The 23,168-nt window shown below is 30.4% G+C and carries 23 protein-coding genes; all 23 read left to right on the top strand.

Annotated features, from left to right (window positions below):
* The first annotated feature begins 15 nt into the window (after positions 1-15).
* The 23 genes from E4O07_RS06320 to E4O07_RS06210 all read left to right on the top strand — a co-directional run bounded on the left by E4O07_RS06320 (position 16) and on the right by E4O07_RS06210 (position 23,158).
* On the top strand, positions 16-867 hold the full coding sequence (locus tag E4O07_RS06320) for an ABC transporter permease (RefSeq protein ID WP_371921966.1): 852 nt from the start codon (positions 16-18) through the stop codon (positions 865-867).
* Positions 868-873: 6 nt separating this feature from the next.
* Positions 874-2,151: an ABC transporter ATP-binding protein gene (locus E4O07_RS06315; protein ID WP_253687999.1), complete on the top strand. Its 1,278-nt coding sequence runs from the start codon at positions 874-876 to the stop codon at positions 2,149-2,151.
* Positions 2,148-3,032, top strand: a complete 885-nt coding sequence (locus E4O07_RS06310) for a glycosyltransferase (protein ID WP_253730595.1) — start codon at positions 2,148-2,150, stop codon at positions 3,030-3,032. Before E4O07_RS06315 ends, E4O07_RS06310 begins: the two co-directional genes overlap by 4 nt.
* A gap of 38 nt (positions 3,033-3,070) precedes the next feature.
* A complete protein-coding gene (locus E4O07_RS06305) occupies positions 3,071-4,120 on the top strand; it encodes a polysaccharide biosynthesis protein (protein WP_305879953.1) in 1,050 nt (349 codons plus the stop codon).
* Between the two features lie 3 nt (positions 4,121-4,123).
* On the top strand, positions 4,124-5,038 hold the full coding sequence (locus E4O07_RS06300; protein WP_253687997.1) for a class I SAM-dependent methyltransferase: 915 nt from the start codon (positions 4,124-4,126) through the stop codon (positions 5,036-5,038).
* Positions 5,035-5,853 carry a sugar nucleotide-binding protein gene (locus E4O07_RS06295; protein ID WP_253688019.1) on the top strand — a complete coding sequence of 273 codons (819 nt, stop codon included), beginning with the start codon at positions 5,035-5,037 and terminating at the stop codon, positions 5,851-5,853. Before E4O07_RS06300 ends, E4O07_RS06295 begins: the two co-directional genes overlap by 4 nt.
* Complete coding sequence (locus E4O07_RS06290; RefSeq protein WP_253687995.1) at positions 5,850-7,073, top strand: glycosyltransferase family 2 protein; 1,224 nt, start codon at positions 5,850-5,852, stop codon at positions 7,071-7,073. Before E4O07_RS06295 ends, E4O07_RS06290 begins: the two co-directional genes overlap by 4 nt.
* A 29-nt stretch (positions 7,074-7,102) precedes the next feature.
* Positions 7,103-8,032: an ATP-grasp fold amidoligase family protein gene (locus E4O07_RS06285; RefSeq protein ID WP_253688017.1), complete on the top strand. Its 930-nt coding sequence runs from the start codon at positions 7,103-7,105 to the stop codon at positions 8,030-8,032.
* A gap of 18 nt (positions 8,033-8,050) precedes the next feature.
* Positions 8,051-9,259, top strand: coding sequence for an NAD/NADP octopine/nopaline dehydrogenase family protein (locus tag E4O07_RS06280; RefSeq protein ID WP_253730594.1), 1,209 nt, complete (start codon positions 8,051-8,053; stop codon positions 9,257-9,259).
* Positions 9,260-9,496: 237 nt separating this feature from the next.
* Positions 9,497-9,625 carry a transposase gene (locus E4O07_RS13500; RefSeq protein ID WP_371921956.1) on the top strand — a complete coding sequence of 43 codons (129 nt, stop codon included), beginning with the start codon at positions 9,497-9,499 and terminating at the stop codon, positions 9,623-9,625.
* 182 nt (positions 9,626-9,807) lie between these two features.
* A complete protein-coding gene (locus tag E4O07_RS06270) occupies positions 9,808-10,953 on the top strand; it encodes a sulfotransferase family protein (protein ID WP_253687993.1) in 1,146 nt (381 codons plus the stop codon).
* Positions 10,954-11,171: 218 nt separating this feature from the next.
* On the top strand, positions 11,172-12,182 hold the full coding sequence (locus tag E4O07_RS06265) for a glycosyltransferase family 2 protein (protein WP_253730593.1): 1,011 nt from the start codon (positions 11,172-11,174) through the stop codon (positions 12,180-12,182).
* A 9-nt stretch (positions 12,183-12,191) separates the two neighbouring features.
* Entirely contained in the window at positions 12,192-13,439 is a 1,248-nt protein-coding gene (locus tag E4O07_RS06260; protein ID WP_253730592.1) for a nucleotide sugar dehydrogenase, read from the top strand.
* A gap of 8 nt (positions 13,440-13,447) precedes the next feature.
* A complete protein-coding gene (locus E4O07_RS06255; protein WP_253730591.1) occupies positions 13,448-14,473 on the top strand; it encodes a glycosyltransferase in 1,026 nt (341 codons plus the stop codon).
* Positions 14,474-14,501: 28 nt separating this feature from the next.
* Positions 14,502-14,861: a WxcM-like domain-containing protein gene (locus E4O07_RS06250; RefSeq protein WP_253687989.1), complete on the top strand. Its 360-nt coding sequence runs from the start codon at positions 14,502-14,504 to the stop codon at positions 14,859-14,861.
* Positions 14,861-15,274: a sugar 3,4-ketoisomerase gene (locus tag E4O07_RS06245; RefSeq protein WP_253687988.1), complete on the top strand. Its 414-nt coding sequence runs from the start codon at positions 14,861-14,863 to the stop codon at positions 15,272-15,274. Before E4O07_RS06250 ends, E4O07_RS06245 begins: the two co-directional genes overlap by 1 nt.
* Positions 15,267-16,253, top strand: a complete 987-nt coding sequence (locus E4O07_RS06240) for a GNAT family N-acetyltransferase (protein WP_253687987.1) — start codon at positions 15,267-15,269, stop codon at positions 16,251-16,253. Before E4O07_RS06245 ends, E4O07_RS06240 begins: the two co-directional genes overlap by 8 nt.
* Before the next feature lie 15 nt (positions 16,254-16,268).
* Positions 16,269-17,375: a DegT/DnrJ/EryC1/StrS family aminotransferase gene (locus E4O07_RS06235; protein WP_253687986.1), complete on the top strand. Its 1,107-nt coding sequence runs from the start codon at positions 16,269-16,271 to the stop codon at positions 17,373-17,375.
* A gap of 45 nt (positions 17,376-17,420) precedes the next feature.
* Positions 17,421-18,167 carry a glycosyltransferase family 25 protein gene (locus E4O07_RS06230; RefSeq protein WP_253687985.1) on the top strand — a complete coding sequence of 249 codons (747 nt, stop codon included), beginning with the start codon at positions 17,421-17,423 and terminating at the stop codon, positions 18,165-18,167.
* 34 nt (positions 18,168-18,201) lie between these two features.
* Positions 18,202-19,218 (top strand): glycosyltransferase family 2 protein, encoded by a 1,017-nt coding sequence (locus tag E4O07_RS06225; protein WP_253687984.1) that lies wholly within the window; start codon positions 18,202-18,204, stop codon positions 19,216-19,218.
* Positions 19,199-19,843 carry a glycosyltransferase family 25 protein gene (locus E4O07_RS06220; protein WP_253687983.1) on the top strand — a complete coding sequence of 215 codons (645 nt, stop codon included), beginning with the start codon at positions 19,199-19,201 and terminating at the stop codon, positions 19,841-19,843. Before E4O07_RS06225 ends, E4O07_RS06220 begins: the two co-directional genes overlap by 20 nt.
* A 26-nt stretch (positions 19,844-19,869) precedes the next feature.
* Positions 19,870-22,554, top strand: a complete 2,685-nt coding sequence (yidC, locus tag E4O07_RS06215) for a membrane protein insertase YidC (RefSeq protein ID WP_253687982.1) — start codon at positions 19,870-19,872, stop codon at positions 22,552-22,554.
* A 232-nt stretch (positions 22,555-22,786) separates the two neighbouring features.
* The gene (locus tag E4O07_RS06210) at positions 22,787-23,158 is read left to right on the top strand and encodes a hypothetical protein (RefSeq protein WP_253687981.1); all 372 of its coding nucleotides are present in this window, start codon (positions 22,787-22,789) and stop codon (positions 23,156-23,158) included.
* Positions 23,159-23,168: the final 10 nt, after the last annotated feature.

Here is a 23,168-nt window from a genome sequence, read left to right as displayed (position 1 = left end):
GAATAATTTATGGCTATAACAAAAGCGGAAGAATCGTGGGATTTAATTATTGAACCCAAACGAAAACTCTTGGATATACCTATACGAGATGTAATAAGATATAGGGACTTGATTGCTCTTTTTATAAAGAGAGATTTTGTTACACAGTATAAGCAGACTATTTTGGGCCCCTTATGGTTTATTATCAATCCGCTTATTTCGACGGTCATGTATGCCTTTGTATTCGGTAATTTGGCAAAGTTAAGTACTGACGGCGTTCCGCATATTTTATTTTATTATGCCGGAACTATGTTATGGTCTTTTTTTGCAGGTTGTTTCACCGATGCAACGAATATTTTTGTAAATAATGCATCTTTATTTGGAAAGGTTTATTTTCCTCGTCTTACCGTTCCTATAAGTAATATTGCCGGTAATGTAACAAGAATATTGGTGCAATTTTTGTGTTTAATGGGCTTTTTTGTTTATTATTTAGTAACTTCAGATATTTTAAGACCTTCTTTGTTAGCTCTTCTTTTTCCTCTTATTTTGATTTGGATTGCAGCTGTTGCAACAGGCATGGGGATGGTTATCTCGGCTTTAACAACTAAGTATAAAGATTTAAGACTCCTAGTAAATTTTGCCTTAAATCTTGCAATGTATGCTACGGCTGTAGTTTATCCTGTATCTCAAATTCCTCAAAGGTTCCATTGGGTCTTATATGCTAACCCCATGAATGCTCCTATTGAACTTTTTAGGGTTTTGTTTTATGGGGCCGGTGGGATTCCAATGCAAGCAATTATTTCGAGTATTTTGCTGACTTTTTTCTTTTTATTTTTAGGGCTTATTATGTTTAATCAAAATGAGCGTAACTTTATTGATGTGGTGTAATGTAAAATGTCAAATACTGTAATAAAAATAGAACATCTTTCTAAGATGTATAAACTGGGAATAATAAACAATGGAGCTCTTTTTAGAGACATTCAAAGCTGGTGGGCTTTAAAAAGGGGAAAAGAAGACCCTCATTCGCAAATTGGTGAAGATAAATACTTAGGTTCAGATACCGAATTTTGGGCATTAAAGGATTTAACTTTTGATATTAAGCAGGGAGATAGGGTCGGTATAATAGGAAAGAATGGAGCAGGGAAGTCAACTCTTTTAAAAGTTCTTTCCCGTATAACAACTCCTACTGAAGGACTCGTTAAGATAAAAGGCAAGGTTTCAAGCCTATTGGAAGTAGGAACGGGTTTTCATGGAGAGTTAACAGGCCGCGAGAACATTTATCTTAACGGTGCAATACTGGGTATGAAAAAGTCTGAGATTGACCGTAAACTTGATGAGATTATAGACTTTTCCGGTATTGAAAAACACATCGATACACCGGTTAAACGTTATTCAAGCGGTATGTATGTCCGTCTCGCCTTTGCAGTTGCCGCTCATTTGGATAGCGATATACTGATAGCCGATGAAGTGCTGGCTGTAGGTGATGCAGAGTTTCAAAAGAAAGCTATTGGGAAGATGAGTGAACTTTCGACAGGACAGGGGAGAACGGTTCTTTTTGTCAGCCATAATATGGCAGCGGTTAAATCTCTTTGTAATAAGGGGGTTATTCTTGAGAAGGGTAGATTAAAATTTGAGAATAACAGTATTGATAAGGTTATTGAGGAGTACCAAACTGCAGGTTCTGTTGATACAAGACAAAGTGAATGGATAAACAATGGTGATTTAAAAAGTATTTTTTTTACTCCTGAAAAAATGTATATAATAAATAGTAACGGTGAGAAAGTAAACTCGTTTACAAGGGATGAAAAAAACATTAGGTTTGTCATAGAGGCTGATATAAAAGAAAACAATCCTTTGTTAAACTTTGGTATATCTTTTATAAATAGTGGCGGTCAGGTCGTGTTTACCACGTGGGTGCGAGATATAAATATGGATACCAGTTTTCAATTAGGTAAAAGTAAATTCTTGTTTCAAATTCCGAATAGTTGGTTAAATATAGGTAAATATAAAGCTTTGATGTCGGGTGGTTTGCATCATGTTTCTTATATAATAAATCCTGGATGTGAACCGTTTATTAGCTTTGATGTTTCAGGATCAATTGGGACAGATTTTGGCGATGATGTAAGGAGTGGTTGTGTTTTGCCTATGTTACAGTGGAGTAATATGCAATGAAAAAAAATACGGCAATAGTAACAGGCGGAACATCTAATGATGTCCCTGCAATGGCTTGCCTTGTAATGAATATAAAGGATACTAATCCTACTCTTGCAGATGAAATAGTTATTTTTCATGACGGCATTTCAGAAAAAGATCAGAAGTTGATAAATAGTATTTTTCCTACACGGTTTATTTTATATGAATCGCCATTTAATGATGTAACAGATTTTGGAGATGTGGTAACGAAGTATTTTAGCCCAATGGTATTTTGCAAATACGAATGTTTTAAGCTGCTTGAGGATTATGAATGTGTTATTTGGACAGATTATGATGTAGTGATAGTAGATGATTTATCTGAGTTAAAGGAAAAATCATCTTCAGGTATTGAAATTATGATTTCAACAAGCGGCCATATATATAATGCATTTCAAGGAAATTATTCGAACCTAAATTTTCTAAAAAAATATGATTTGGAACGAGAGGGGCTTTGTATGTCCCTTTTTGTTCTTTGTGACACTCTTAGAGATTATAAGGATTTATATGCATGGTGTATAGAGTATACAAAAAGACTCGCACAATACCTATTGCTTCCGGAACAGGCAGTCGTAAATTTATTATTGCAAGAATTCGATATCAAAGCAGGAGTAACAAGAATTATAGATAAAATATATAGTGTGCATCCTTCTGATTCTTTTAAGCCTTCTGCTGTTAAAATTCTTCATGCCTATGGTCAGCCCAAGTTTTGGAACGGATTATACAACGAAACATGGGAAAAAAATTACAGACACTGGATTAAGATGGGCGGAACTCCTTATGAGCATAGAACCGTGAAATATAAGTTAAAAACTATAAAACAGAAATTTAAAAGTAAGGTACAGAAGATTATAAAAAAATAGTATACAAAGTATAAATTATACGGAGAAGGAACATATACATGAATACATTTAAATCGGATATTTACAAGAATAAGGTACTGATGATTACGGGTGGAACGGGTTCTTTCGGCGGAGAAGCATTAAAACAATTTTTAAACTCCGATTTAAAAGAAATCAGAATATTCAGCCGTGACGAAAAAAAACAGGAAGAAATGCGTATCCAATATAAAAGCGATAAGCTGAATTTTATTATCGGTGATATAAGGGATTTTAAGAGTATTAATTCGGCAATGCGTGATGTAAATTATGTTTTTCAAGCAGCTGCATTAAAACAGGTTCCTTCGTGTGAATTTTATCCTTACGAAGCAATTAAAACAAATATTCTGGGGTCTGAAAATCTCTTGGAGGCGGCTGCCCAAAATGGAGTTGAAAAAGTTATAGTTTTAAGTACGGATAAGGCGGTCTACCCTATTAATACGATGGGCATGACAAAAGCCTTAATGGAAAAACTTGCAATTTCAAAGGCCCGCGATTCACGTATCAAAAATAATAATGCGGTTATTTGTGCAACCAGATATGGGAATGTTATGTGCTCCAGAGGATCTATTATTCCCCTATTTATCCAACAAATAAAAGACGGTTTACCCTTAACTGTAACGGAACCCGAAATGACACGCTTTATGATGTCTTTACCGAGTGCTATAGAACTTGTAATGTATGCTTTTGAAAATGCCAATTCCGGAGATCTTTTTATACAAAAAGCTCCCGCGGCAACTATAATGGATTTGGCAAATGCCGTAAAACAAATTTTTAATGCCGATAACGAAATAAAAATTATCGGTTCCAGGCACGGTGAAAAAATGTATGAAACGCTTTGCAGTAAAGAAGAAATGACTAAAGCTGAAGACTTGGGAAATTATTTTAGAATTCCTGCCGACTTTAGAGATTTAAATTATACAAAATATGTACAAAAATACGGTTCGAAAATCTCACATGAAGAATATAACTCGGATAATACAAAGCGTTTAAGTGTTCAAGAATTAAAAGATATGTTGTTAAATCTTGACTATGTTCAAAATGAATTGAAAACTCAAAAAAATAGAGGATAAATTATGTTCGGCTATATAAAAAAAATAATTAAAAAAATCTTTAACCTTCTGGGGCTGGAAATTTCAAAGAAGAGTTTTAAAGAAGATGAATGTATATATCCTCAAATTAGCACTGAAGAATCTGGATTATATAGGATGCTTTATTCTGAAGAATCTATTGAAAATCGGAGATTCTATAATATTGGTGCCGGTAGTTTTTTTCATCCGTATTGGACAAATATTGATTATCATAATGATTTTTATGATCAAAATCAGCATATTGTTAATATTGAGTATGATTTAATGAAAAAGGAACAATTACCGCTACCGGACAAATGTGCGGAAATTATATATATCAGCCATGTCTTAGAGCATATAACCGATGCCGCAGCAAAGAATATTTTATCGGAATGTTATCGAATCTTAAAGCCAAAAGGATTATTAAGAATTGTCCAGCCGGATATTGATTATTATTATGATGCTTATAAGCGTGAAGATTGTGTTTTTTTTGGGAAATATCCTAAGACAATCGAAACAAAACTGTGGGAAGAACAGTGGTTTGGAGTTCCTATGAATGTATTGGAAAAGGCCAGTCTTGAAGATATGTTTCTTTTATATTGTTTTAGAAGTTTATCTCCTATTGTTTCGGATAATCATCTAAAAATTGTTTCATCGGAATTTAAACGCTTGATGGATTCAAATGACTATATAAATACCCTAAATTATTTTTCTTCTCTTTGTTCTTTTGATTATAACCACCCGGAATATCATATAAATTGGTTTAATAAAAATAAATTAATCGACGTTCTACGTTCATCTAATTTTGAACATATAATACCTTCTGCATATGGAAAAAGTATTTCACCTATATTACGAAATACCGTTTTATTTGATACCACTGTTCCTGAAGTATCTTTATATATCGAGGCAATAAAATGAAAAAAATAAGTGTTCTTGTTCTCGGCAGTACAGGTATGCTCGGTAATGCCGTAACTCGATACCTTTCTAAAAATTCCTTGTTGAATATAATACCGACACATCGAAATGATCAATATAAATTAAGTTGTAATTCAATTAAGTACGATCTTTTGCACGACAGCCTTAATATTCTTCCGCGAAATATAGATTATGTTATCAATTGCATAGGAGTGATAAAACCTTTTGTTTTCCAAAATATTGAAACAACAATCAAAATAAATTCTTTATTTCCATGGGAATTATCTCGGTGGGCAAATTTAAATAGTTGCAAAATAATACATATTACAACCGATTGTGTATATTCCGGTCAAAAAGGTAAATATGTTGAAACAGATCCCCATGATGCACTGGATATATATGGAAAATCAAAATCACTCGGCGAGATATGCTCGGAAGCAATGGTCCTGCGAACAAGTATTATAGGTGAAGAGATACATAGTTATGCAAGCTTAATTTCATGGACCAAATCACAAAAAGGTAAAAGTGTTGACGGTTATAAAACTCATCACTGGAACGGGTTGACCACTTTGGAATACGCTAAATGCTGTGAAAAAATAATAAACGGTGATTTATATCAAAAAGGATTGTATCATATTTTTGCTTCTAACGATGTTACAAAATATGATTTACTTCATCTCTTTAATAATAAGTATAATCTGAAATTAAATATTTGTGAAGCTTATCCTGAAAAAATAGACAGAACCCTTAGAACTAATATGAATTTATGTTCAAGATTGGAAATACCTGATGTGAATGAAATGATAATGGAGTTATGATGAATAAGCCTAAATATTCAATAATAATACCTGTAAATAATGTTATAAATTATTTACCTGCTACAATAGAGTCTATAATTTCTCAAAATTATACTGATTATGAATTAATTATAAGTGATGATAATTCTACGGACGGAACAGCTGAATATATCGATTCTCTCAATCATCCTAATATAAAAGTTCTGCATACAATAAGCCGCCTTACAATGGCAGCACATTTTGATTGGGCTCAAACACATGCATCCGGTCAATGGCAGATGTTTGTCGGCGGCGATGACGGATTGCAACCGTATTTTTTTCAGCTTGCAGATATGTTAACAGAAATCGCAGCAAAAAAAAATATCAGAACAATTGCAAGTAGACGTGCTTATTTTTTTTGGAATGGATGTCAATCTGATTATGGTGATGTTGCGGTTTCATATAGTGTAACGAAAAAGTATAGAGTTAAATCTTCAAAAAAAGAAATGTATAGATGTCTATATTCAAAGGATGATTATTTTAATTTGCCTCAAATGTATACAACTTCGCTATTTCATAAAACATTAATTGATCAAATGCGGCAAATGCAAAATGCGAAATTCTTGACGTACGGAATATCTGATGCTAACATGGCGGCTATAAGTGTCAGTATGGAAAAAAGATTTTTATATTCGGAAATACCTCTTGGTTGGGTTGGAACATCTCCTAAAGTTCTTAGAAGGTCTGATGATTTTATCAAAAATATTAAATTGCATTCTTGCTGTGGAAATTACAGATTGGGCTTTATGCCAATATATTTTTGGGGGGCTTTACTGACACTCTCCGATTTTAACCGGAGAACACAAACAAAATTACTTTCAAAAAGAATAATAGAAAATATGGTAGCCAATGCTTACATACAGCTAAATACAACTGATTTTATAAATTCAAATAAATATGACTATTTTTTAGAATTTTTGAATATAAATAATTTAAAACTGGAGCGAATAAAAAAGAAAGTTATATCTATTAATAGAAAAAATAGAATACTAGCTTTTTTTTATACAATTGTATTCTTTCCGTGGCGATGTATATCATTTGTTTTAAGAAGAATACCTTTGTTAAAAAAATATTTTATCCCAAAAGATTGTAGCGTATATGTTCGTCGGACTGAGCAGCCTCATATAACATTAGAAACAGCCTCTGAAACAGTTATGAAATTAGTGAGCAAAAACTTAATTCTTGTAGAACTTATTGTATAAATAATTTTTTTACAAATAAGGAATTTATTATGAACAAAGCACTAAAAAAAATTTTAAAACCTATTTTATTACCTCCATATCACTTAATAAAAAACTGGCTGTACAAGGATAGAACATGGTTAAGAATATTACTCTCAACATTTTCTCCTGTATACGCGAGTAAATACTTATACAAAAAAGCTTTTAGTAAAAAACTTGATTTGAAAAATCCTAAAACTTTAAATGAAAAGTGTATGTGGTTAAAACTGCATACATATTATAATCATCCATTAATAACTGAGTGTTGCGATAAGTATCGCGTGCGAGATTATGTTAAAAGTTGTGAATGTGGTGAGATATTAAACGAGTTAATTGGTGTATGGAATAGTCCTGATGAAATTGATTTTGATAAATTACCTAATAAGTTTGTTTTAAAATGTAATCATGGTTGCGGGTATAATATTATTGTAAATGATAAATCAAAATTAGATGTTACGAAAACTCGTTTAATTTTAAAGGAGTGGTTATGTGAAGATTATTGGAGGTTATATGCTGAAACTCAATATAAATTTATAAAGAAAAAGATTATTTGTGAAAAACTTATAGAAACGAAACACAATGACTTACCGGAAGATTATAAAATATATTGTGTAAATGGTAAATTTGAAGTTTTAATGTTTTGTGCTGAACGCTCAAGCGGAAATCCTAAATTTTATTTTTTTGATAAGAATCTTAATTATGTACGTGAATATTATCAAAATGATAAAGATGTCGATAAAACGGTATTACCAGAAAATATAAACAAGATGATACATTTTGCAGAGCGTTTAGCTGTACCTTTTCCATTTGTGCGTGTTGATTTATACAGTGAACAAAATCGAATTTATTTTGGTGAGCTCACTTTTTTACCAACAGGAGGCACCGAAAGTAATCTATATAGTAATACTGAATCACAAATTGATTTAAGTATAGAATTATAATAGAACATAGAGTTATATATGAGACAAAAATTGGTAATATTTGGTGGTGGAAGTAGTGCGCATACTCTTATTCCGCTTTTGGATGATTCAGATTTTGATGTTTCTGTTCTTACTTCAAAACCAGAATGCTGGAATGATGTTGTCAGCTTAGAATATCAAAATGCTACTGGAGAAATTATTAATACATTTTCAGGTAGACTCACAAAAGCATCAAAAAATCCAGAAGAAATAATTCCAGCAGCTGATTATATAATATTGTGTATGCCGGTACATAAATACCGATTTGCTTTAAATCAAATAGCCAAATACATAAATAATAAAAAAACTGTATTTATCGGGACAATATATGGTCAAGGCGGTTTTAATTGGATGGTTGATGAAATTAAGAAAAAATATTCATTAACCAATATTGTTACATTTGCGTTTGGTTTGATACCTTGGGTTTGTAGAGTAAAAAACTATGGTAAAAATGCTGTAACATATGGCAGTAAAGCTGTAAATATTGCAACTGTTTTTCCTGATTTATATTTTGAAAAACTGAATAATGAGTTATTCAATAATATCTGTTATAAATGGTTTAAACAAGGTAAAGTACTGCAATGCAAAAATTTTATTTCATTAACACTTTCCGTTGATAATCAAATTATACATACTTCCAGATGTTTTGGATTATATAAAGTATATGGAAAAACTTGGAAGCATAAAGATGATGTTCCGATGTTCTATCGTGATTATGATAAAGTCTCTGCTGATACATTATCAGCTCTTGATAATGACTATACTAAAATTAGAAAGGAAATTATAAAACTATATCCAAAAAATGATTATACATATATGCTTGACTATTTGACACTTGAAAGATTATCATACCAATCAAACAATACTGATATAAAACAATCATTTGTTAATTCCCCAACATTAACAACTATTCAAACACCTGTGATACAAAATCATAATGGGTTGTGGGAATTAGATAAAGAACATCGATTTTTTATGGATGATATTTATTATGGGGTTTGTATTGCAAAGTGGATTGCAGAAAAATTATGTATAACGGTGAAAACAATAGATGAAATATTATATTGGGCTGAAATAATAAGAAATGAACATATTATAGATCATAAAACCAATTCTTTATTATCAGATAGATTTGATTTATCTGAAAAATTTAAATCAGGTTTGCCATGTTATTATGGTTTAAATTCCATAGGCGATATTATTGATTAAAGGACTTCTTTCCCTTTTTTCCCCATCCTGCCTTAAAAAATAAAAAAGATGATAAATTGAAGTATGAAGCAAAGATGATTATTTTATGAGGAGATAGTTTAAGAGTCTTAAACAAGCTATGAAATAGTCTTGAGAAACTTAATGAAGAATAAATTGGGAAATATTTAAACCAATATTTAAAAAGCATTAAACAAAGAAGCAAAAGATTTAGGCGGAAAATATGCATGCGATTATGTAATGATGTTTAAAATAACAATCTTACAAAGATTATACAACATAAGTGATGATCAAACAGAATATCAAATAAACAAAGTTTGTGCAATATTCTCGCTAATAATGATGAACTTAACATATGCCTTATGCTGATATTGGCTGTTTTAAGAAATAAAATTATGGAGAATAGTAGGTATAAAAAATGAAAAATAAGAAGACCCAAGATAAAGAATCTAATTTTTGCACTAGGCAGTTTATAAAAACATTGGCGAGTAATAAATCGGTACTGAAAAATAGGTTTTTATAGGTGCCTCTATAAGTAATAGGAGTTTACTATGCCCACACCAACAATAATCGGAACATCAAGTTTTGCTCAATCAGGAGGTTCTGCATTAACAAATGTATTGGAAGAATTTGAAAGCATATATTCGATTGCGGATAGAGGCCAATTTGAATGTAAATTTTTTACTGATAATATTTTGCCGCTGGAAATTGCCCTTAAAACAAGGTATGGCATAGATAATGCTATAAAATCTTTTTTATTTAATGCAAAAATTGCTTCTTTAGATCCACTATATCAAAATAATTTTGGTGATACTTTTTATGATTGTGCTGTAGCATATATAGATTCTATTTCTGACTGGTATTTAGGTGCCGTTCATAAGGATTATGACTATAGTTTTCTTGATAAAAACGAAAGTAAAATGTTTAAAAATGCCGGTAAGCTTTATAAGTATCTGTATGGAAGCCGTGAGTATGCAGCGTATGAACCATATCACTGGGAGCCGTCTTTTGCTCCTTTTGGAAAAGTATATTATGCCGATTTTACAGATGATTTTTACCAAAAAACTCAAGCTTATATCGAAAAAGTATTTTCACCATCATATATGCAAAATAAAAGATATTTATTAGCAGATGCTATTTATACTGCGACCTCTACTACACCTAATGAGCTTATGTATTATAAAAATTCTAAGGCCTTGATTGCGAATCGAGATCCTCGAGACCTTTACGTAATGAACAAGGAAATATATGGAGAATGGTTTATTCCTACATGGGATGTTGATGCTTGGATTAAATACTATAAACATAGAAGACAATGCATTAAGCCTCAAAAAGAAAATAACAAAGACAATATACTTCATATTCAATTTGAAAATTTGATATACGATTATGAAGACAGCTTATCAAAAATAAAAAATTTTTTAGATCTATCCGATGAAGACCATGTTAAAAAAGGTCAAATTTTTATTCCTGAAAAATCGATTCAAAATACGCAAATGTTTCGAAGATATCCTAAGTATTTTGATGATATAAAAAAGATAGAAAAAGAACTTCCTGAATTCTGCTATGATTATTCAGAAAGTCAAATTAGATATTTCCATTCTGAATGTAAGAATCCTAATAGATTATCGCTGGAAGATATAAGAAAAAATGTTTGTGCTTTTCAAAAACAGGAAACCTTCCTTTTTCGCTTTTAAAAGGTTCTCTTGTATTTTCAACCTTCTATTCAAATTTTACAGGGATGAAAAATAGAATATCAATTGTTTCGAAAGTAAAAGGTTTGATAAAAATAACAATAGGACTTTTTATCCTCCTATTCGAATTTATATATTTTTTAATTAGTATTAAAAATTACCAAAATAAAACTCAAGATACTGTTATTGAGTTTAAATAAGATATATTAATTGGTGTGCTTATGAATAAAATAACCGTATTAATGCCTTCGTATAATCGGGGACGGTATATTACCGAAGCTGTAAATTCAGTTTTAAATCAAAAAACAAAATTTGGTGTAAAGCTCATTATTACAGATGATTGTTCGACAGACGGTTCTGTTGAAAAAATAAAAGATTTTCATAAAACCCATCCCGATAACATTGAAATTATTTTGTCGGGCAAAAATGAGAGATTACTTTCCAACATTTTAAAAGCTCAAATGAGGGTTGAAACCGAATATTTTTGTGTGTTGGATCCTGATGACTATTATACGGATGAGTTTTTTTTACAAAAAGCTGTCGATTTTCTTGATACTCATAAAGAGTTTACAATTTATAGTTCTAACTGTATGATGTTGTATGATGATGGCTCACATGAGCCTTATATCAAAACTCAAGTACAAGACAGTGTTTTTTCTTTTAATGATTTATTGCAAGATAAGGTTATCATAACGCAAACAGCCGGAAGTATTTTTAGAAATGTTGTATATAATAATGGTATCCCTGAAATTATAAAAAATGCAATAGGAACATATAGCGAATCTTCTTTTCGGGCAGATACTGAAAGATATATTTTTCATTTGCATAAGGGTAAAGCTTATTTTAAAAATGAATTTGCTGCTGTTTATAGAATGCATCAAGATGGTATATGGACCAATACAAATAAATTTCATCATAATCTCCTCCATGCTCAGGCATTTTATGATTATTTTCGGTATTTTGAATATAAGTATCCTGAGTATTTTATCAAAGTCTCTAATTCTTATGCAAAACAATGTTTTGAATACTTAAAAATATCAATTGATAGTAATAGTTTTACTCAAACGGCCGATATAGGCGATATGAATCAATTATTTGCCTTATTATCCGAGACCGAAAAATATAAATGTAAAGTAAACAAAAAGAATGTAGAATATAAATTTACTGTGAAAAAACTTATTAAATATCTGCTTCCCTATGGTTTGGTTAGATTTTTACAGTCGCGGAGATAAAAATAAAAAATGAAAAAATATAAAATTGCGGTAGCCGGAACCGGCTATGTAGGCTTAAGCATTGCTGTTCTCCTTTCACAGCATAATGAAGTTTATGCCGTAGATATAGTACCTGATAGGGTTAATCTTATAAATAATAAAAAATCTCCTATTCAAGATAAAGAGATTGAAGACTATCTTTTAACGAAACCTCTTAATCTTAAAGCTACGCTTGATGCTGCATTTGCATATTCCAATGCAGATTTTGTTATTATTGCGACTCCTACTAATTATGATCCGCAAAAAAATTTTTTTGATACGAGTGCTGTTGAAGCTGTAATAAAGCTTGTTATGACTTATAATCCTAATGCTGTTATGGTAATAAAATCTACTATTCCGGTCGGCTTTACAAAAACAATACGGGAAAAAACCGGAAGTAAAAATATAATATTCAGTCCGGAATTTTTAAGGGAAAGTAATGCTCTTTATGATAATCTTTATCCAAGCAGAATCATTGTAGGAACCGATTTAAAAGACAAGAGACTTACGGAAGCTGCTGAAGATTTTGCAAGATTATTGAAGGAAGGAGCCATAAAAGAGAACATTGATACCCTGCTTATGGATTTTACTGAAGCTGAAGCTGTAAAATTGTTTGCAAATACCTATCTTGCCTTAAGAGTAAGCTTTTTTAATGAGCTTGATACCTATGCAGAACTTAAGGGCTTGAATACTCAGTCTATAATAGAAGGTGTTTGTCTTGATCCGCGAATAGGCTCTTTTTATAACAATCCATCGTTTGGATATGGAGGATACTGTCTCCCGAAAGATACAAAACAGCTTTTAGCTAATTATCAGGATGTTCCTCAAAATCTTATTCAGGCAATAGTAGAATCAAATAGAACACGCAAAGATTTTATTGCCGATAGGGTTTTGCAAAAAGCCGGCTATTATGATTATTCTGATTCCATATCGTTTAATGCAAATAATGAGAAAAAGATAGTTGTTGGTGTGTATCGTCTTATTATGAAATCAAATAGCGATAATTTCCGTCAAAGTTCCATTCAAGGAATTATGAAAAGGATAAAAGCCAAGGGCGCTGATGTTATTATTTATGAACCTACTTTAAATGACGGAAAAACTTTTTTTGGACGTCTTGTTGTAAATGATCTTGCAAAATTTAAAAAAATGAGTAGTGTCATAATTGCTAATAGGTATGATTCATGTCTTGACGATGTTAAGGATAAGATTTATACGAGAGACTTATTTAAAAGGGATTAGATTTTGATATGAATGCTGAAATTACGGTCGTAATTCCTACATATAATAAAGCCGCATATATTTCTCAAACAATAGAAAGTGTTTTAAAACAAACTTATCAGGATTTTGAAATTGTTATCGTTGATGATTGCTCACAAGATGATACTGAACTTGTTGTACAAGAATACTTGTCGGATAGAATTCGTTATTTTAAGCATTTACGAAATTGGGGGCCGGGAGCAACTTTTAATGATGGAATTGAAAAAGCAAATACGGAGTATGTTACTTTAATTGCTAGTGATGATATTTTGCTTCCGAATCATCTTGAACAAGTAATGTTGCAATTTAAAAAAGATGATTTAGTTGAAACGGTTTTTCCAAAACTTAAAGTAATCGATGAAAACGGCAATGATTTAAATGAAGTTATTGAACAGCCTTTTTTTGATAAATATAAGATGCTTAACCACCTTTTTTATGCAGGAAATGATATCCCTTCTCCCGGTGTGTCATTTAAAAAATCTTTATTTAAAAAAACTGCCGCTTATAATCGGAATCTGATTATGATGCATGACTATGATTTAAATGTACGCTGTTTAATACACGGAAAAATAGCTGTGGTTGATGAACCTACTGTTTATTATAGAAGATTTTCAAATCCTATAATAAATTTAAGCGGTAAAACAAAATGGCTTGATATGTGCCTTTCTATTGAAAGCAAATTTGTTCTTGATAATTATTTAAGCTTAGGCTATGATGACATGAAAAAAATTTTCCCGCACTTAGAAGCCTGTAATCGTAAAGAAATAAAATTTAGATTTCTTATTGATGCTTGTAAAAATAAACAGGTGCGTTTAAGCTCTTGGGCTTTTGAACGTCTTGTTAGCTGTCTTGAAAATAATAAAGATTTTTTTAATACTAATGAATTTGATTTTCAGTACAAAGATTATATTGACTTATATAAAATAAATTCAAAAAATGTTATCGGTAAAAATCATAAAGAAAAGCTATATAATGATGTAAAAGTATTGATAAAAAAAATGTTCGGATTACATTAATTGTTTTAACTGATAGTTGGATATGAATATGAAAGAAATAGAACTTCCTAAGGTTACAGACGATCGTGGAAATCTTTCTTTTTTTGAAAGTGAAAGAAGTATACCCTTTAAAATTAAGGGTGTAAGACTTCTCAACATATATAATACTGATGATCAATATAAATTTACGGATAATAAGAGTTCTAGTTTCTTTTTTGTTGCACTTTCGGGGTCTTTTCTATTTAAAAATAGCAATGCTGATAATTTTATAAATGGTATATTTTTGCAGAATGCAAATAAGGGAGTATACATCGCTAAAAATACTGATTTTATATTATCAGGATTTGCAGAAAATACTGTGGTATTGATTATATCTTCAACTGAAGAATTTAATGTGAGGAAGATTTAATGCCGTATTCCATTGAAGATTGCAAAATTTTAAACTTAACTAAAGGAACTGTACCTAATCTTACTCGTCTTGATAATAGAACTCTCTTACCATTTGATGTTAAACGTATATACTATCTTTATGGAATTCCTGAAAATCAGGATAGGGGAGCTCATGCTCATAAAGAATTATTTCAACTTCTTCTTGCTGCTTCGGGATCTTTTAAGGTTGAACTTGGTGACGGCTCAAATAAAAAAAAATTCTTTTTAAATAACCCGTCAAATGGTTTGCTTATTGTTCCGGGTATTTGGAGAAATCTTATGGAATTTTCATTCGGTTCTGTTGCCCTTGTTCTTGCTTCGGAATATTATATCGAGGACGATTATATCCGCAGTTATGATGAGTTTTTAAAATACAGGCAGAAAAATGTTTAAAATTATACGTTATGATAGTAGTTATGAATCTCTGTGGGATGATTTTGTGTTAAATAAGTCCGTAAATGGAATTTTTTTACAAAGCCGAAAATTTTTAAATTATCATCCGAAAGAGCGGTTTGAAGATTGTTCTCTTTTAATTTTTAATCAAAAAAATAACTTGGCAGCAGTCATTCCTGCTTGTAAAGATCCAAAAGATGTATCTTGTTTTTTTTCACACAAAGGTTCAACGTATGGCGGCATAATTATAGACAAAAAACACTATTGCGGCGCTGCTTTATTGGAAATAATCGAAACTTTCGAACAGTATTTAAAGGAAAATAATTTTACTTCGGTTTATTTAAAAATAACACCGGATATTTTATCTATTGAAAGTCCCGCACTTTTGGAATATCTTTTATATTATAAAAAATATCAGCAATATTCTGAACTAAATACATATATTGATTTAGAAAAGTATGATGAAGATGTACTTTCTAATTTTTCTCAAGGGAAAAGAACAAATATAAATAATTGTTTGAAAAAAGATCTAAAATATAAAAAAATAGAATCAAATAATGAGATAAGAATATTACATAATCTTATAACTTTAAATTTACAAAAGTATGGAGTTGCTCCGGTTCATTCGTTAAATGAGTTTATTACATTAAAAGAAAAATACATTATTGATAATATTTCTTTTTTCAAATGTATGTTAAATAATGATATAATTGCAGGGTCTGTAGTATTTTATTTTCCAAAAACAAAAACAATGCATACTCAATATTTATGTTCAAAAGAAGAATTTGCAAAATTAAGTCCTATGAGTTTTATGTACTACTCTATGATAATTGAAGCAAAAAAAATAAATTACAAAAAAATCTCATGGGGAATTTCAACTGAGAATTTTGGGCTTACTTTGAATCAAGGTTTATTAAAGAATAAAGAATCTTACGGCAGTACATATTCTTTGAATAAAACTTTTTATAAAAAGTTATAGATATAGAGGCTTTTTATGCAAATCCCTTTTTTATCGTTAAAAAAAATCTCTGAAAGCTTTGAACCGATTCTCTCTCAAAAAATAAATGAAGTTGTCAAAAAGGGTTGGTACATTCATGGAGAAGAATGTTCTGCCTTTGAAAAAAACTTTGCTGAGTATTGCGGTGTTAAGCATTGTATTGGTGTAGGAAACGGCCTAGAAGCTCTAAAGCTTATTTTACGTGCATATAAAATTTTAGGTGTGTTTAACGAAGGTGATGAAATTATTGTTCCGGCAAATACTTTTATAGCTACCATTCTTGCTGTGAGTGCAGAAAATTTGATGCCTGTCTTTGTTGAGCCGAATATTGATGATTATTTAATTGATGTAAAAAAAATAGAAGATAAGATAAGTTCTAAAACGAAAGCTATTATACCCGTACATTTATACGGCCGCTTGTGTAATATGAAAGTTATTTCTGAAATTGCTGTAAGACATAATTTTAAAATAATTGAAGATGCCGCTCAAGCTCATGGTGCACAAACAGACGGCAAACGAAGCGGCAGCTTTGGTCATGCAGCTGGTTTTAGTTTTTATCCGGGTAAAAATCTGGGTTGTTTAGGAGACGGCGGCTGTGTAACTACAAATGATGATGAATTGGCGGTTATTATACGTAAACTTGCAAACTATGGTTCTTCAATTAAATATGTACATGAGTTAAAAGGTGAAAATTCCCGCCTTGATGAAATACAGGCTGCAGTTCTTTCAGTAAAATTAAAGCGGTTGGATGCAGATAATTCCGGACGAAGACGAATTGCCGAAATGTATAATGACGGTATTAAAAATAAAGAAGTAATTTTACCCCTTATCCATAAAATGGAAGAACATGTCTGGCATATTTATTCTGTTCGAGTTCAAAACAGAAAAGCTTTTATTGACTATTTAAAAGATTTCGGAATTGAAACAGCCATTCATTATCCTACTCCTCCTCATAAGCAAATTGCATATAACGAATACTCGCATCTTAATCTGCCTATAACAGAAAAAATACATGCGGAAGTGGTTAGTCTTCCTATGAGTCCTGTGTTGACAGATGAGCAGGTAAAGTATGTTATTGAAAAAATAAATGATTGGTCTTGTTAAAATTTTATATAGTAAATAATTTTATATTATTATAGTAATAAAGATATGAGAGTTTTTATAGTCAATCTAAAAGAATCTACAGATCGCCGTCAACATATGATTGAAGAGATGAAAAAAACAAATCTTCAATATGAGTTTTTTGATGCAGTAAACGGTAAGGATATAAAAAATATAGAAGAGGTTTATGATAAAGAGAGCGCAATCAAAGAATATGGCCGAGAATTAAAATTAGGCGAAATCGGTTGTGCAATGAGTCATCTTTTAATTTTTAAAAAAATGATAGAAGAAGATATAGAACAGGCTTTGATTTTTGAAGATGATATTATTATTTCAAATGATTTTAATAAAGTTTTTTCTGAAATATTAAAACTTGATAACAATGGAATTATTCTTCTTGGACAGTCAGACAAAAAACTAAAAACTAAAATATATTTTCAGAACATTGCTCAACATTATAAACTAAAAAAAATATTTAATTCCGGTTATGGTACATATGGATATATAATTTGTAAAAAAACGGCTGAGAAAATATATACTCAAAGTTTCCCTATTATACGACCTATTGATCAATGGGGTAAATGGTGGAAGATTATAAATATATCGGTTGTTATTCCAAATGTTATAAATTGTCAAGATGAGATCGCATCAATAATTGATAAAACTGAAAACCGTGCAAGAAACTTTCGTAATGAATCATACTGTCTTCTATATGTTTTTTTTAGAAAAACGTATAGTTTATTTAAAATAATATTTTGGTGCTTTAGAGATTTTTTTTATATATTTTTACCTTAATTTTGAAAATTGAAGTTAATATAAAAACATAAAAATGAAATTCAGTATAATAATTCCGATATATAATCGCAGTTTTTTTATAGATGAAACATTATCCGGTATTTTGAATCAAACCTATACCGATATTGAGATAATTTGTGTTGATGATTGCTCTACGGATGAAAGTTTACAAAAGATAGAATCATATGCAGTAAAAGACAATAGAATAAAGGTAATCTCTCATTCAAAAAATCTTGGACCTCATTGTGCAAGACAAACAGGTGTAAGTAATGCTTCGGGCGATTATATTCTTTTTTTGGACTGTGATGATGCTCTTGAAGTTTTTGCCTGTTCATCCTTGCATAGTATACTCTCAGAAACGGATTATGATGTTTTGGAATTTGCTTATAAGCATAAGAAGGCAAAAACCGTATCTTTGCCTGTTCCTTTTATTACGATAAATAATCTTTTTGATAGTTTGGTACATTTTAAAAATCCGAGGGCGGGTACTGTTTGGAATAAGGTGTATAAAAAGGAATTATTGCAAAAAGCTTTTTCAAAAATGCAAAGCTTTTACTCGGTAATGGGCGAAGATCTATATGAATCGGTTATAATCGCTTATTATGCAAAAAGTTATACTTTTATAAATGCGCCCTTAGTTTTGTACAACGATGAAAGCGGAATTTCAAATAAAAAAAATGATTTATCTTCAGTAAAAAAAAGTTTAGACTCTATAAAAGCTAATCTTGATGCTTTTAGCTTTTTTTTTAATACTCATGCCGGAGAGAATACCGATGCGGTTTTGTATATTGAAAGACAATATTTAAAGTATATTTTTTATATACAGATTTTAATGAATACTCAAAAAAAAGATTGGCGTGTTTCTTTAAATTTATTATCCGGCTGTTTTAGTGAAGATACACTTTTACCTTATGAAAAAAAGATAAACAAAACCCAATTAAGTTTATATCTTGAACTTATTAAATATAAAATAAATATATTTCTTAGGCAGCTTATGCCATACAGACTAAAAAAAATTATAAAGGATCTTTATGCGAACTTTTGTGCTTAATTTAGAACATAATATTGAAAGAAAAAAATATATGCAGGAACTCCTTAAGGATCTACCAATTGATTATGAATTCTTTCCTGCTGTTTACGGTCGTAATATAAAAAATATAGATGAAATTTATAATTCGCAATTATCACAAAAAATAACTAAAAGACAGTTGAGCTTAGGTGAGATAGGTTGTGCTTTAAGTCATAAAGCTATTTATAAAAAAATGATTGATGAGGATATCAGTCAAGCATTGATATTGGAAGATGATATTGCCATTTTACCTAATTTTTTTGAAGTTTATACGGCTATTTCTCAAATTAATGTTGGGAATAAAGTAGTTTTATTGGGAACTACAGCTAAAAAACCTATGAAAAAGTTGTGGAAAAAAAAATTATTTAATAATTATTCAATGTATCTTGTCTTAAACAGTTATGGCGGAACATATGGATATGTTATTGGATTAGATGCTGCAAAAAAAATATACTATAGTAATGAAAAAGTGTTTACTGTAGCCGATAACTGGAAATATTATCGCAGATTTTCTCAAATATGGCTTATATCTCCCTCAATTGTAGGAGTTAACGAAGTTTTTACTTCTGAAATTGGTGATGATTTACGTCATTCAAAGTCAACCTAAAAAATATTAACTATGTGAGTTGTAAAATGATGATTTTTTTATATACGCTTTTTATATATCCGCTTGAATCGATTATCGAATTGATTTTTTTGGTTGCATTTAAAATTTTTAATGAGAATGTAGGCGGCGCAATAATTATAGTAAGCTTATTTGTAAATATTGTTACCTTACCCATTTATGCTGCTGCAGAAGAATGGCAAAATAAGGAGAGATTATTACAAAAAAAATTAAAGAATAAAATTAAAGATATAAATGAGGTATTTAAGGGTGATGAAAGATATATGATTCTTTCTGCGTATTATCGCCAAAATAATTATCATCCCCTATATTCTTTGCGTGGCATGCTGGGACTGGTGTTTCAAATTCCTTTTTTTATTGCAGCATATCATTTTCTATCGGAACTTGCATTATTGCAAGGATCTGATTTTCTTTTTTTGCGTAATTTAGGAAAGCCTGATGCCTTGCTCAATATCTTATCATATAAGATAAACTTTTTGCCGATTTTAATGACCTTGGTCAATCTTTTATCTGTTATGATATACACCAAGGACTTTTCGATAAAAGAAAAAATACAGCTATATATTATGGCCTTAATTTTTCTTTTTTTGCTTTATGATTCTCCTTCGGGTTTGGTTTTCTATTGGACTCTTAATAACATATTTTCATTAGGAAAAAATATTTTTGCAAAATTTAAGTATAATAAAAAAATATGGTACTTGTTAGGGCTTATTTTCATTGTAACGGGAGGTGTTTTTTTTATAACTCGAGCTCAAAAACCAATTGTTGTTATTCTTATTATAGGAATAATGATAATGTATATTTTAATTCCGTTTTTTATTAAACTTTTAAAGTACTTTATAAATTCAATAACATTTTTTAAGGATATAAAAGCCGTTAATTCTCTTTTTTATTTTTCTATAGTTTCAATAACTGTTCTTTTAGGTGCCGTAATTCCTTCCTCTTTGGTTGCTTCTTCCGTTCAAGAATTTTCCTATACAATTCAGTATCAAAATCCTTTTTATTTGCTTTGGATTACCTTATTGCAAGGTTGCGGCTTTCTTTTTATTTGGCCCGCAATACTTTATCGCTTGGCAAATGTGAGGGTTAAGCCGTTTTTTTCATTTATCGCTTTTATTTTTTTGGTTTGTTCTGTAATTAATGTTTTTATATTTCAAGGTAATTACGGCTCGCTTACAGGTTTTCTCTCTTTTGCGACTGATGAAGTTCTGATTCATTCATTACAGGAGAATGTGATTAACTTACTTTCTCTTTTTTTGAGCATTGCACTCATAGTAGTTCTTCTTAAGTATAAACTTTCTCAAAAATCTATTTTTGTGTCGAAGATTTTACTTGTTTCTTTTTTGACCCTCTCTTGTATTAATGCAGTAAAGATATATTCGGGCTATAAAAATGTTACAAAACTTATCAAGATAGATAAAAAGAATAAATCTATAGGACATATCGAAAAAGTTTACGGTTTTACTAAAACCGGTAAAAATGTATTAGTTTTTATGCTTGACAGGATGCCCGGTATTTTTATTCCGTCTATTTTTGATGACTTTCCTAAAATTTCAGAGAATTTTACGGGCTTTACCCTGTATCCCAATACAATTTCTTTTGGCGGTCATACTTATATCGGTGCGCCTGCTCTATACGGTGGGTATGAATACACTCCTGCGTCTTTTAGAAAAAATACGGATTCGAATCGTGATATGTATAATGAATCTCTTTGTGTTATGCCCCGTCTTTTTTCGGAATCAGGTTGGAATACGGTTATTACCGATGCCTCGCTTGCCAACCATAGTTGGATACCCGATAATTCCATATTCGAACCTTATGATGGTGTTAAAGCTTTGAATATGGAAGGAAAATATGTAGGGGAGTGGATTCAAAAGCATAAAATCGGCGTTCAGCATAAAGTTCTTCCATTTTCGGAAACATTGCGGAACACAATAAGATTCTCTTTTTTAAAAGCCTCTCCTTATTTTTTACGTAAACGGCTTTATAATAATGGCAGGTATTTGCAAAGTAAACCATCTGCATACGGTTTATTTGATTTTGTTGCAAAAATTGCCCCTCTTGAATTTATTAAGCGTGATATAAGTACGGGATATGATAAGGATTGTTTTAACTTAATTGTTAATAATGTTTCTCATACGCCAATATCTGCTTCACAGGCTCGTCTATTTTGTTCGGATGACTTTATAAAAAAATGTGAAGAGAGGTCCGCAAATGAGGTTACTTTAAATCATTATATATCGGATGCTTATCTTTTTTTGATTCTTGGTGATATGATGAAAATCTTAAAAGAAAATGGTGTATATGATAATACAAGAATTATTTTTGTTGCCGATCATGGATATGGAAATTTAATTTTAAATAATTCTATATTTGATACTGATTTTAAGGATAAAACACTTCAGCAGACTTATTATATGCCTATTTTAATGATGAAGGACTTTAATGCTTCCGGTGAACTGAATCTTAATATGGATTTTATGACCAATGCTGATGTTCCGATAATGGCAACAAGCGGTTTTGAGAATATTACTTTGCTTACAAAAAATCCTTTTACAGGAAAGACATTTAAGGAAACCAAAGAAAAAACAGAAATTGTGATTGGTAATTTCTTAGAAGATGATATTTTAAATATTTATCTTAAAGAAAAAAATATTTTTGTTGAGTCCAATTGGATGAAGATAAAAAAATAAATTCTATTAAATTGTGATGGTTGGATAATATGCTGGATTTTTTGTATACAATTTTTATCTATCCTGTATACATGTTCATAATGAATATACTTCTGAACATTTTTATGCAAATTATTTAGCCCATGAAGAATGTGCAAAGTTTTTTAGTTTTTTAAAAGAAAATGATTGCTATGATAACAGTCGTATAATAATTGCCGGTTATCATGGGAAACATTAAATACAAACAATATTTATGGACTTTTTAAAAGATTTTGATAAATCGGATTTTGAATCTATATCATATTTTATCCCTTTACTAATGATAAAAGACTTTAACATGAAAGGAGAACTTAGAGTAAATAATAGTTTTATGACCTTAGCGGATATTCCTTTTTTGACAGTTAAAGGTTTAGATGAAAAATTACAAAAAAATCCTTTTACAGGAATATCTTTTAAAGATAGTCAATGTAAAAGTCCTGCAAAGATTATGACAGGCGGTGATTGGCAGGCTTATTATCAGCTTGAAATGACGAAATTTAAAGACTCTGAGGGTAAGTGGGCCTTTGTTAAAGATAATGTCTACGATCCTAATAATTGGAGTAAAACAAATTTTAATAAGGAATAGGAGAATTTAT

Origin of the sequence: Treponema sp. OMZ 798 (assembly GCF_024181385.1) — a bacterium.
In the GTDB taxonomy this organism is placed as follows: Bacteria; Spirochaetota; Spirochaetia; order Treponematales; family Treponemataceae; genus Treponema_B.
This window is presented reverse-complemented; position numbering and strand designations above follow the sequence as displayed.

What these genes read in the sequence shown, in the direction of transcription:
- E4O07_RS06315 (WP_253687999.1), top strand. Translation starts at nt 874, where the DNA reads ATGTCAAATACTGTAATAAAAATAGAACATCTTTCTAAGATGTATAAA.
- E4O07_RS06310 (WP_253730595.1), top strand. Translation starts at nt 2,148, where the DNA reads ATGAAAAAAAATACGGCAATAGTAACAGGCGGAACATCTAATGATGTC.
- E4O07_RS06305 (WP_305879953.1), top strand. Translation starts at nt 3,071, where the DNA reads ATGAATACATTTAAATCGGATATTTACAAGAATAAGGTACTGATGATT.
- E4O07_RS06300 (WP_253687997.1), top strand. Translation starts at nt 4,124, where the DNA reads ATGTTCGGCTATATAAAAAAAATAATTAAAAAAATCTTTAACCTTCTG.
- E4O07_RS06295 (WP_253688019.1), top strand. Translation starts at nt 5,035, where the DNA reads ATGAAAAAAATAAGTGTTCTTGTTCTCGGCAGTACAGGTATGCTCGGT.
- E4O07_RS06290 (WP_253687995.1), top strand. Translation starts at nt 5,850, where the DNA reads ATGATGAATAAGCCTAAATATTCAATAATAATACCTGTAAATAATGTT.
- E4O07_RS06285 (WP_253688017.1), top strand. Translation starts at nt 7,103, where the DNA reads ATGAACAAAGCACTAAAAAAAATTTTAAAACCTATTTTATTACCTCCA.
- E4O07_RS06280 (WP_253730594.1), top strand. Translation starts at nt 8,051, where the DNA reads ATGAGACAAAAATTGGTAATATTTGGTGGTGGAAGTAGTGCGCATACT.
- E4O07_RS13500 (WP_371921956.1), top strand. Translation starts at nt 9,497, where the DNA reads ATGATGTTTAAAATAACAATCTTACAAAGATTATACAACATAAGTGAT.
- E4O07_RS06270 (WP_253687993.1), top strand. Translation starts at nt 9,808, where the DNA reads ATGCCCACACCAACAATAATCGGAACATCAAGTTTTGCTCAATCAGGA.
- E4O07_RS06265 (WP_253730593.1), top strand. Translation starts at nt 11,172, where the DNA reads ATGAATAAAATAACCGTATTAATGCCTTCGTATAATCGGGGACGGTAT.
- E4O07_RS06260 (WP_253730592.1), top strand. Translation starts at nt 12,192, where the DNA reads ATGAAAAAATATAAAATTGCGGTAGCCGGAACCGGCTATGTAGGCTTA.
- E4O07_RS06255 (WP_253730591.1), top strand. Translation starts at nt 13,448, where the DNA reads ATGAATGCTGAAATTACGGTCGTAATTCCTACATATAATAAAGCCGCA.
- E4O07_RS06250 (WP_253687989.1), top strand. Translation starts at nt 14,502, where the DNA reads ATGAAAGAAATAGAACTTCCTAAGGTTACAGACGATCGTGGAAATCTT.
- E4O07_RS06245 (WP_253687988.1), top strand. Translation starts at nt 14,861, where the DNA reads ATGCCGTATTCCATTGAAGATTGCAAAATTTTAAACTTAACTAAAGGA.
- E4O07_RS06240 (WP_253687987.1), top strand. Translation starts at nt 15,267, where the DNA reads ATGTTTAAAATTATACGTTATGATAGTAGTTATGAATCTCTGTGGGAT.
- E4O07_RS06235 (WP_253687986.1), top strand. Translation starts at nt 16,269, where the DNA reads ATGCAAATCCCTTTTTTATCGTTAAAAAAAATCTCTGAAAGCTTTGAA.
- E4O07_RS06230 (WP_253687985.1), top strand. Translation starts at nt 17,421, where the DNA reads ATGAGAGTTTTTATAGTCAATCTAAAAGAATCTACAGATCGCCGTCAA.
- E4O07_RS06225 (WP_253687984.1), top strand. Translation starts at nt 18,202, where the DNA reads ATGAAATTCAGTATAATAATTCCGATATATAATCGCAGTTTTTTTATA.
- E4O07_RS06220 (WP_253687983.1), top strand. Translation starts at nt 19,199, where the DNA reads ATGCGAACTTTTGTGCTTAATTTAGAACATAATATTGAAAGAAAAAAA.
- yidC (WP_253687982.1), top strand. Translation starts at nt 19,870, where the DNA reads ATGATGATTTTTTTATATACGCTTTTTATATATCCGCTTGAATCGATT.
- E4O07_RS06210 (WP_253687981.1), top strand. Translation starts at nt 22,787, where the DNA reads ATGGACTTTTTAAAAGATTTTGATAAATCGGATTTTGAATCTATATCA.